The organism is Microseira wollei NIES-4236 (genome assembly GCF_020521235.1).
Lineage (GTDB): Bacteria > Cyanobacteriota > Cyanobacteriia > Cyanobacteriales > Aerosakkonemataceae > Microseira > Microseira wollei.
The window spans coordinates 1-9,889 of record NZ_BLAY01000257.1 but is presented as its reverse complement, the minus strand read 5'-3'; the positions used below and the strand labels follow the sequence as shown (position 1 = coordinate 9,889).

The 9,889-nt window shown below is 47.2% G+C and carries 9 protein-coding genes; 2 read left to right on the top strand and 7 right to left on the bottom strand.

What is annotated here, in order from left to right; all coding sequences use genetic code 11:
• The first annotated feature begins 182 nt into the window (after window positions 1-182).
• Window positions 183-320 carry a hypothetical protein gene (locus tag MiSe_RS44575; protein WP_226593010.1) on the top strand — a complete coding sequence of 46 codons (138 nt, stop codon included), beginning with the start codon at window positions 183-185 and terminating at the stop codon, window positions 318-320.
• Here MiSe_RS44575 and MiSe_RS51695 read toward each other — a convergent pair.
• Entirely contained in the window at window positions 297-422 is a 126-nt protein-coding gene (locus MiSe_RS51695) for a hypothetical protein (protein ID WP_264197013.1), read from the bottom strand. The genes MiSe_RS44575 and MiSe_RS51695 overlap by 24 nt on opposite strands.
• A gap of 149 nt (window positions 423-571) precedes the next feature.
• On the bottom strand, window positions 572-2,929 hold the full coding sequence (locus MiSe_RS44570) for a HEAT repeat domain-containing protein (protein ID WP_226593009.1): 2,358 nt from the start codon (window positions 2,927-2,929) through the stop codon (window positions 572-574).
• Window positions 2,930-3,262: 333 nt separating this feature from the next.
• Between MiSe_RS44570 and rimM the strand changes: the two genes are divergently transcribed.
• Complete coding sequence (gene rimM, locus MiSe_RS44565) at window positions 3,263-3,919, top strand: ribosome maturation factor RimM (RefSeq protein ID WP_226593007.1); 657 nt, start codon at window positions 3,263-3,265, stop codon at window positions 3,917-3,919.
• Between the two features lie 382 nt (window positions 3,920-4,301).
• Here the strand turns inward: rimM and MiSe_RS44560 are convergent, their stop codons facing one another.
• From MiSe_RS44560 to MiSe_RS44540, 5 genes are all read right to left on the bottom strand, one after another.
• Complete coding sequence (locus tag MiSe_RS44560; RefSeq protein WP_226593005.1) at window positions 4,302-5,021, bottom strand: hypothetical protein; 720 nt, start codon at window positions 5,019-5,021, stop codon at window positions 4,302-4,304.
• Window positions 5,022-5,122: 101 nt separating this feature from the next.
• Complete coding sequence (locus tag MiSe_RS44555) at window positions 5,123-7,069, bottom strand: serine/threonine-protein kinase (protein ID WP_226593003.1); 1,947 nt, start codon at window positions 7,067-7,069, stop codon at window positions 5,123-5,125.
• Between the two features lie 311 nt (window positions 7,070-7,380).
• Window positions 7,381-7,836, bottom strand: a complete 456-nt coding sequence (locus MiSe_RS44550) for a DUF29 domain-containing protein (RefSeq protein ID WP_226593001.1) — start codon at window positions 7,834-7,836, stop codon at window positions 7,381-7,383.
• A 77-nt stretch (window positions 7,837-7,913) separates the two neighbouring features.
• Complete coding sequence (locus MiSe_RS44545; RefSeq protein WP_226592999.1) at window positions 7,914-9,386, bottom strand: leucyl aminopeptidase; 1,473 nt, start codon at window positions 9,384-9,386, stop codon at window positions 7,914-7,916.
• Between the two features lie 137 nt (window positions 9,387-9,523).
• Window positions 9,524-9,826, bottom strand: coding sequence for a hypothetical protein (locus MiSe_RS44540; protein WP_226592997.1), 303 nt, complete (start codon window positions 9,824-9,826; stop codon window positions 9,524-9,526).
• Window positions 9,827-9,889: the final 63 nt, after the last annotated feature.

Below are 9,889 nucleotides of genomic sequence, written 5' to 3'. Positions count from 1 at the left end.
TTGCCGTGCCCCGACAACCATGTTCAGCAGGAAATATCACCCTGTAGGGGCACGGCATCCGAATATTTTGATGGCAGCGCAAACTTGATTATTGCCGTGCCCCGACAACCATGTTCAGCAGGAAATACCACACTGTAGGGGCACGGCATCCGAATAGTTTGATGGCAGCGCAAACTTGATTATTGCCGTGCCCCGACAACCATGTTCAGCAGGAAATATCACCCTGTAGGGGCACGGCATCCGAATATTTTGATGGCAGCGCAAACTTGATTATTGCCGTGCCCCGACAACCATGTTCAGCAAGAAATATCACCCTGTAGGGGCACGGCATCCGCATATTTTGATGGCAGCGCAAACTTGATTATTGCCGTGCCCCGACAACCATGTTCAGCAAGAAATACCACCCTGTAGGGGCACGGCATCCGAATAGTTTGATTGCCGCGCAAAAGTTATTGATGTTCCCGACAACCATTTTCAGCTGCAAATACCGCGCTGTAGGGGCACGGCGTCGAAATACGTTGAGTTAAGAACAAAACTTACTGATGCCGTGCCCCTACAACCATCTGTGTCGCTATGAAACAATTCCTGTCTGCATCTGTGCCACGGGGGGTTGTATAATCGGAGAAATTCCGGCAAGTTTACCCAATTCTTCAGCTACAAAATCGGGCACTTTTGCTTCTTTACCTTTAGCAAGACAGCAATCTCTCACTGCTAACAGAAACCCTTTAATTGACTCTGGCGCACCAGGCATTGCAGCTGCTTCTTGCAAGAATTGCTGCCACAATTGCGCGTCTTTTCCATAAACATCCAGCAAATACAAACCAGCCAAATATTCAGCTAAAGGATCGAGGTAAAAGCGGATTTGGTCTTGTGCCGGACCAATTGTTTGAATCAGGCGCAGGCGAGTTTCGAGATATTTTAGATGCAATTCGGCGCTATCTCCATTTTGGGCGGTAATTCCTGGGGAAAGCGTTGCTGACGCATCCTCTCTTTTTGCCGATGTCGGTCGAAAAGTTCGCTTGAGGCATTCCCAGGCAAGGGTTTTGGCTTCTTGGTGGACGGTGCGATCGCTCAATTTATCCCCCGTTACATTGCGATTGAGTTCGTTTAAATAACTCAGCATTAAATCGGGAATATTATCGGGTAATTGGTCAGGTGATGTGTCTTCTTTAGCTACGATCAATTGTTCGGCATAAAGTTTAGCCAGCAATACGGTAATATTTCTCTGTCCCACCATTTGCGACAAGAGACTACAGGCATCAAAAAATTCTGCATCGGTAAATAGATTCCGCTTGCCTCGCTGGGTTAAATAAGCTTCCATAAAAGATGAGAGTCGGTTACCTTCAATGCGGAGAGGTTGGAGGCTGTTTCTGGTAACTTGACCTAGCGTTTCCTCTGTGCGTGACGTGAGGACTAAAGCATTGACGCAGAAATCTGGAGATTCAGGACGAATCGCTTTGCGCGTCGCTTCGCCCATTTCTGAAAAGTGATCGACAATGACTAATATTCGCCGCTGTCTAAGGAGGCGTTCGAGTAATTCCTCAGAAATAGCTTCAGTTTCGTTGGTCAAATCTTGCAATTGCCCTCGAATTGCTGCCATGAAAGGTTGTTGACCTGTTGCGGTTTCAAAGTCTAATTCTTGTTCAATTAGTATGGGCAGCATTCGATGTTCGCAGAGGCGTTCATCTGGATTATCTGCGATCGCCCACTTGGCAATTTGACAGGCGAGGCTGGTTTTACCTGCGCCGCCTTCACCCCAAATCAGCAGACAACCTCGCTGTTTTTTGCAGCTTGAACGCAAATCTTTGCCCGTGAGTTGGGCGATATTGTTGCCGTCGAGGATAACGGGGACGGGGATGTAGACTTTTCTGTCCCGTACTGTATTCTTTTCTTGAAATTCTTCGCGGACTGATTTGAGGTGGAAAGCTACCCAGGCATCTAGAACTCTGGGGTGGTATTTGAGAAAAATTAAGTATCGAGGCGATATTTCTGCGCCTAGAACCGGCAATTTGAAGCCGATCGGTTTCAAGATGTTATCAATTTTTAGCAGCCACAGCGGGCGTAGCCAAAAAATGCCGAAGAGCGAGACAAGGTAAATTCCAGAACCCCATACCCAGGGATTTTTGAGAATGCTTTCGATGAATATGCGATCGCTTCTTTTAGCTTTGAGAACATCCAAGGGCAGACTTACACGTGCTATCCTGTTCTGGGAAAAATTATTCTGGGGGTCTTCTAAAATCTTTAAGGCTTTATCCAAGTCAGATATGACCCGATCTAAGTCAGATGAAGATAACGCATTAGCCCTAGCTTTTCTCTGTACGCCAAAAGCGATACTGCCCAAAGCCCAGGCAGCATTGTTACGCACGTCCTTATCCGGGTCTTTGAGTGCGACCGTCAGATCGTTTACAGCTGCCTTCGCTTCTGCTCCTATGCTCTGCAAAGCAAAGGTAGCATTGCGACGCACATTTTTATCCTTGTCTTTGAGCGCAGTAATCAGTATCGGTATAGCTGCTTTGAGTTCTGGTGGTCTGGACGAGCTATATGCGAACAGATTCATTTGACTCAATGCACTAGCGGCACGGCGGCGGACTCTGACATTCTTATCCTTCAATGCTGCGGTAAGAGCGGGAACAGCTGGCAAATCTATGGACTCCAAAGCTTGAGCCGCACCTAGACGGACTAGCAAGTCCCCGTCTTTCAGTGCGGCGACAAGTTTAGAAACAGCAGGCTGACCGATTTTCCCCAGTTCCTCAATCGTCTTGTTTCGTTCCAATTCATCGTTGCTGTTTAACTTTTGAATCAGATCTGCAATCTGCGCGTCAGTCGGCTTTTGCGCCCAACTGCTGCTTGTCAAAGCCAAAGGTGATGAACGACTCAAAAAGGCGACAGTGAGTAGTGCAACGAACTTATTTCTGGAGTGCTTGACCACAGATTTACCTCTGCCGAGGGATTGAAATTATCGTAGACTTCTGGCAAAGAATATTGTGGGGTGGGCATCCTGCCTGCCCTGTACAATAGACAGGCAAGATGCCCATTCCACAATAAAAAGAAGTAATGCTTTCAGGTTTTACGCCAGACGAAACACCTAATCCGGTTTCTTAGTAGATTGCTCGTTGCCAAAGTGGCGATTTTTACAAGAAACTGGGTTTCGCACTCCTACGCTTTCTTCTCCACTTCGGCGATCGCGCCCCATCTGCCACCAACAAGAGACAATAGAAACAAGACCATAACTTGACCCTGCAAGCAGAATGTTACCTGTCCAATGACCAATCCAAAATCAGCGTTCCCAGGCGGGAGCCAGGGAACGAGCCAAAATCCCCAATCCGAAGACTGGATCGAAATCGGTACAATTGTCGCCCCTCAAGGCTTAAAAGGAGAGGTGCGAGTTTATTCAAATTCTGACTTTCCCGAACGGTTTGAAGAACCCGGACAAAGGTGGCTATTGCGACCAAATGAGACGGAACTCGAAACTGTAGAATTGCTCAGTGGTCGATATATTCCCGGTAAGGGAGTATACGTGATAAAACTGGCGGGTGTGGAAGACTGCAACCAAGCTGAGGCTTTGCGGGGTTGTAAGTTAATGGTACCGGCAAGCGATCGCCCACCACTAGAAGAAGACGAATATCACGTTCGCGACTTGATTGGTTTAGAAGTTTTCAACCAACTAACTGGCGAAAGCTTGGGTATTGTAGTCGATCTAATTCCAGCCGGAAATGATTTACTAGAAGTGCAACTCCATCAAGCAGAGTCAGAAGAAAAGGAAGAGGATTTACCCGATACTTCCAACGCAAAAAACGAGCAACGCAAATCCCAGCCAACTACTGTTTTGATTCCGTTTGTCAAAGAAATTGTGCCTGTAGTAGACCTGGAACAAAAGCGGATTGAAATTGCACCGCCCCCCGGATTGTTAGAACTTTGATAATGGGTAATTGCTAATTGCTAATTGCTAATTGGTAATTGGTAATGTGAGAACGGAGGCAGAGCCTCGTCCCTCTCGCTCCCAGGCTGGAGCCTGGGAGCGAGTTCTGGTGGGCTGCTGCCTCCTGAGTCACCTATTACCTATGCCCATATTCCATCTAAAAAAATGCGATCGCTCTGTTTTATCACATGCGAACGCATATTTCACTACTCAACCAAACCTAACAATTATCAGTATATTTCCGTTCAATATTAACTCAAGTTTCTAGTTATCTCAAACCAGGGAGCTAATGGCTAATGGCTAATGGCTATTGTTAGGAAAAATGCTGTATTAGCAATTAGCAATTAGCAAGCGATCGACTGGCGTTATTACTCTCCATAAGCTATCTGAACAGCGATAATAAAATCTTCAGAGGCAACAAGATAATCCAAAGGATAAATTTGAGGATTTCCACAAAGAAGATTATCGCCGCGATTAAAAGGACAAAGCCAATAAAGGCATAGAACGACAAGGAGCGGAAAATTTCTTCCGGACTCTTGATTCTAATCGAAAACGCTGGTTTCTGTTCGGGTTCTTGTGTTGGGGCAACTTTGAACCCATCTGACTCTTTAGCTACAGTAGGACTGTTTAATGGCTGCTGGAAATTTGGTTGTAGATCGGTGGCGTTCAAAGTATCTGCTAACCAAACAGCACTGCTGGAAATTTCCTCTACAATCTGGTTGGGAATATGGGAGACAACCAAGCTGTCTGCGGTGGGAATTTCAGCATCAAACGTTTCCCCAGGATTGACCAAAATAACCGAATTTTCTGCAGCTAGCTGTGCCGAAGCTGCTTTGGGTTTTGGCGACGCGATGATGGTCGTCATTGCCAGCATTGATGCTAAACCTACAGAGGAGAATAATTTGGATAAGTTCATGTTGCTATCCCGCTTTAATTTAATCCCTGACCCTACAATAGTTTTTACAAGAGTTACCAGGGAATCTCCGGATGTTTTTTCGGGAAATGTACTAACTAGCAACGCCAGATCAGAAACCGGGTTTCTGCCTAGATACCTCTGGATCAGAAACCCGGTTTCTGCGGCGATACCTCGTTGATTGACCAAGGATTTGGACCAGAAACCCGGTTTCTGCCTAGATACCTCGTTGATTGACCAAGGATCTGGATCGGAAACCGGGTTTCTGCTGCGACGGTTTCTAGGTTCAGTTATTTTTTGGCTCCGAAGCGAGTAATTGTGACATTGGTGAGGTTGGCATCGGTCAAATTGGCACTTTTGAGGTTGGCATTCCTCAGGTTGGCATTGGTAAAATTGGCACTCTTTAAATAAGCACCTTGTAGATTGACATTCGATAGGTTGACACTTTTAAGATTGGCAGCTTTTAAATCGGCATTGGATAGGTTTGCACCGACTAGGATCGCTGCTTCTAATATCCCACGTTCTAAGTCAGCACCTGCTAGGTTCGCACGGGTTAGAATCGCACTCGTCAGGTTGGCTTCGGTTAAATTAGCTTCTGATAAATTGGCTGCGGTTAAATTTGCCTTTATTAGCTTTGCTTCACTCAGATAGGCACGCTCTAGGTTGACACTTGATAAATTGGCATTGGTTAGATTAGCATCTCTTAAAATGGCACTTCTTAAGTCGGCATTCCCCAGGTTTGCACTCGCTAAGTTGGCACTCCCCAAGTTGGCATCCCATAAAATGGTATCGCTTAAGTCAGCACTCCCCAGGTTGGCGTACCCTAGTTCCGCACCCCCCAGGTTGGCACGCCTGAGATTGGTCTTCTCTAAATTGGCATCCTTGAGGTTGGCACGTCTGAGATCGGCATCCCCCATTTTGGCACTCTGTAGGTTAGCATTTCCCAGGTTGGCATTCCACAGGTTAGCAGCGGTTAGGTTAGTACCCGTTAAGTTGGCACGTCCTAAGTTGGCATAGCCTAGTTTTGCACCCCCCAAGTCAGCATTTCCCAATTCAGCACCCGTTATTATTGCTCCTCTGAGGTCGGCATTGCCGAGTTTGGCATCTGCTAAGTTGGCATTGGCAAGGTTGGCATAACCTAGTTTGGCACCTGTTAGGTCAGCACCTTCCAAGTTTGCACCTGCTAATTTTGCACCCCATAAGTTGGCATTTTTCAGGTTACTTTGTTTCAAGTCTGCTCCCCTCAGATCGCATTTGGGACATTTATTGGTTTCCAGCAAATGCCTGACGGACGCTTGATGGGACATTCTATAATTGAGCGTGGCAATAGCAAGAGCAACAATAGCAAAGCCGACTAAACTTGCTATCCTCAATCCCTGTTTGCGTTTGATGGCATGTGCGGATATTTCTGGTGTTTTGAACTTGCCGACTACATCAATTGGTTGAAGTGCTTCCAAGGCAGCGGCGGCGTTGGGAAAGCGATTTTTCAAGTTGGGTGTCACCATTGTTTCTAGCCATTCCAGAAACAGGGGATTCACCTTTGGCACTAGAAGCTTAAAATTAATCCGATACGCATCATCTATTAACTTGCCGATCTCGGTTGATTTTGTATTTGTCAGCAAGCAAATTAGCATTACACCCAAACTGTATAAATCTGATGCTTCTGTTAGCTGGCGGTTGAATAATTGTTCTGGCGGCATAAACCCTAACGTGCCTTTGATCGCACTGCTGACGGCTACGTCTCCGCTGCCAATGCGGGCAAATCCAAAATCTACTAGGTAAATTTTGATTGGTTCTTGCCAGTTAACTAGGATATTTTCGGGTTTAATATCTCGATGGATGACAACTGGTTGTTGCCGTTGCAAGTAAACTAAAACCTCTAAAACTGCGACAGCAATTTGCTTGATTTCTGTTAGGGTCAATAGATGGGGTTGGGCGAGGGAAGGAGCATATTTGTATTCTTGAACCAGACAAAAACCTGACGGAGTTTCAAAGGAATCTAAATATGTGGGAATGCTGGGATGATCTAGACGCTGCAAGAGTTGGACTTCTTTGTCATAGGCATCGTAGTCGGACCAGCTTGCACCTGTTTGGGCAAACTGAAATTGCTTGATGACTACTGGGGACTTGGTTTTTTTATCGGTTGCTAGGTAGGTGACTCGACCACAGGCACGGTTTTGCCCTAGTTCGCGCTTGACTTGATAGCCTCGATCTGAAAAGTCTGGGTAGTTGCTCATATTTTGCCTTAGGTAGCGATCGCATATAATAATTTCCCCGACCTTTCACGGCAAGTCCCCCAAACCCCTTTCAGGGAAAGGAGATCGGTGTTTGGACACCCTTTCTGACAAGCAAACTCGTCAAGTTGCTGTGAAAAGTCCGATCGCTATAATTTTTGTGCAAAAGTGAGCCTGGCGATCGCAGATTTAAAAATAGCCTTATGAATGGGTAAAATCTCGATAAATTCTCTGCCCAATTGTATCCTGTTGAACATTTGGCCGGAGCGCGTTCGCGTAAGCGATGCGTAGCATTATCCCTCTCCCTACGCCTCCTACGCCATGTCAGGAGTCAGAGCGTCAGGTAAATAATTAATATCGAGAACTTCTTCGATGGTAAAAGGTGAGTTGGTTGGGAAAGTATTGATCTGCAACCGAGTTTCAACTGCTGCTCTCAGTATGCCATCTCCGTAGCACTCAGCAAAAACTTGTTCTAAATAAGGTTTAAGGCTAGGGCTTTCCTTTAGTTGCTTCTTGATTCTGAGACAATGTTCCAGGATAGATGAAAGCCAGCTATTGCTGCGATGTGTTGCTTGGTATTTATACTTGAGCAGGTAGAGTAAGACGATGGTTAAGTTACTTTCAAGCGCTCGTCTCTCACTCTTACCCATGTCTTTAATTTCCTCTACCAGGTTAGCTATATCTACTTCATCCCACTGACCTCGAGCGAGCAATTTAGCCGTTTGTTCTAACCATAGGTAGTAATCTTGTTCGTAAAGCGTGGGGTTCATCGGCGATCGCTCTCAACGCATTATTTCTCAGTTCGCAGAAACCCGGTTTCTTAAACAAACCGGGTTTCTCAATTGTCTTAACTCATCACCCAATTTACCAAAGTGCGAACGCCGTAACCCGTCGCACCGGAATTGTTGTAGCCGTTTTCTTTATCTGCCCAAACTGGTCCAGCAATATCTAAATGCGCCCAAGGGGTTTCTTTGACATATTGCTTGAGGAAAAGGGCAGCGGTAATCGCACCACCTGGACGAGGTCCGGTGTTTTTCATATCGGCAATTGGGGATTTTAAACCCTCGAAGTATTTCTCTTCTAAGGGCATCCGCCAGATTTTTTCGCCTGCAAGTTCGGAGGCTGCTAATATTTGATTGGCGACGCTATCATCGGGACTCCACAATCCGGCGATATCGTCACCCAAGGCAATGACGCAAGCACCCGTCAGCGTGGCTAGGTCAATAATTGCATCCACGCCCAATTTTTCGGCAAATACTAAAGCATCTGCTAGGGTTAAACGTCCTTCGGCGTCGGTGTTGTTGACTTCGATGGTTTTGCCGTTGGATGCTTTGAGGATATCGCCTGGGTGCATGGCGCGTCCGCCGATCATATTTTCGGTCGCGGCGGTGATAAAGTGAACTTCTACGTCGGGTTTGAGTTGAGCGATCGCACGCGCCGCCCCCAGTGTAGCAGCAGCACCCCCCATATCGATTTTCATGGTTTCGATGCCGCTGCCTGCAACTTTAATATTTAAACCACCGGAGTCGAAGGTTAACCCTTTCCCCACAATGGCTAATTTACGCCGAGGGGTTCCTTCTGGTTTATAAGTCAGGTGGATAAACTTCGGCGGTAGATCGGATGCTTGGGCGACGCCTAAAAATGCGCCCATGCCTAGCTTTTCGCAGTCTTCCCGTTCTAGAATTTCTGCGGCTAAACCGAATTCGGATGCGATTGCTTGTGCTGTTTCTGCCATTGTTATCGGCGTGACTTCATTAGCGGGGGCGGCTACCAACTCCCGCGCTAAAATAACGCCAGTGCAGATTTTCTGGGCGCGGGAAATCGCTTCTTCTTGACCTGGTAACCCCAGCAGATCGACTTGTTCGAGTTGGGGCGGTTTATCTTCCGGGTCTGACTTAAAGCGGTTATCTTGGTGTAGGGCGAGGATAATGCCTTCGGCGATCGCACCCGCTGTTTGCGCCGGATCTTCATTCCACACGGGCAAGCTTATCCCCAAGGTTTTGCATTTTTCCTTTTTCGCCACCCGCGCGATAGATGCCGCCACCCGCCGCAAAGTATTTAATTTGAATGCTTCTGGTTTACCCAGTCCCACTAAAATAATCTTGCGGACGGGACTGTTAACGCCAATGCGCGACGAAGCGGTGCTGCCTTCTTTGGCTTTGAATTCGGTTTCGGCAATCAGTTCCGGCAAAATACCGCCGAATTTCTCGTTTAATTGAGCTAGATCGCCGGTTAACTCTAATCCATCTTCAAACAAACCAATTGCTAGTCCGTCCCCTGTCCAGTCTAAGCGCGGGGTATCTGTTGCCCGAATATCCATCTATTGTTCTGCCTATTTAGTTCCTGTTGTTCCAGTATCGATCAAGATTAGCTGGCAGATTGCCCGTCGCGCGATCCATCCGGTACGAAATCGACTCGCGTAGAGGCGGAAAAGCGATCCCCTGCCCCTACAGGTGTTTATGGGTGTGGTATTCGTTGGCGGCATTCGGGGCACGGCGGCAAAGTCTTTTGGTCTGGTGCAAAGATTGTGGATGCCGTGCCCCTACATATCGTCGGTGTGACGATGTTTGAGGGTAGGGGCACGGCAGCGAAGTCTTTTGATCTGGTACAAAGATGGTCGTGCCTTGCCCCTACATATCGTCGGTGTGACGATGTTTGAGGGTAGGGGCACGGCGGCAAAGTCTTTTGGTCTGGTACAAAGATTGTGGATGCCGTGCCCCTACATATCGTCGGTGTGACGATGTTTGAGGGTAGGGGCACGGCAGCGAAGTCTTTTGGTCTGGTGCAAAGATTGTGGATGCCGTGCCCCTACATATCGTCGGT

Excerpts from the sequence above, each read along its gene's own strand:
- rimM (WP_226593007.1), top strand. The coding sequence starts at position 3,263 with ATGACCAATCCAAAATCAGCGTTCCCAGGCGGGAGCCAGGGAACGAGC.
- MiSe_RS44550 (WP_226593001.1), bottom strand. The coding sequence starts at position 7,836 with ATGAACCCCACGCTTTACGAACAAGATTACTACCTATGGTTAGAACAA.
- MiSe_RS44555 (WP_226593003.1), bottom strand. The coding sequence starts at position 7,069 with ATGAGCAACTACCCAGACTTTTCAGATCGAGGCTATCAAGTCAAGCGC.
- MiSe_RS44545 (WP_226592999.1), bottom strand. The coding sequence starts at position 9,386 with ATGGATATTCGGGCAACAGATACCCCGCGCTTAGACTGGACAGGGGAC.
- MiSe_RS51695 (WP_264197013.1), bottom strand. The coding sequence starts at position 422 with ATGCCGTGCCCCTACAGGGTGGTATTTCTTGCTGAACATGGTTGTCGG.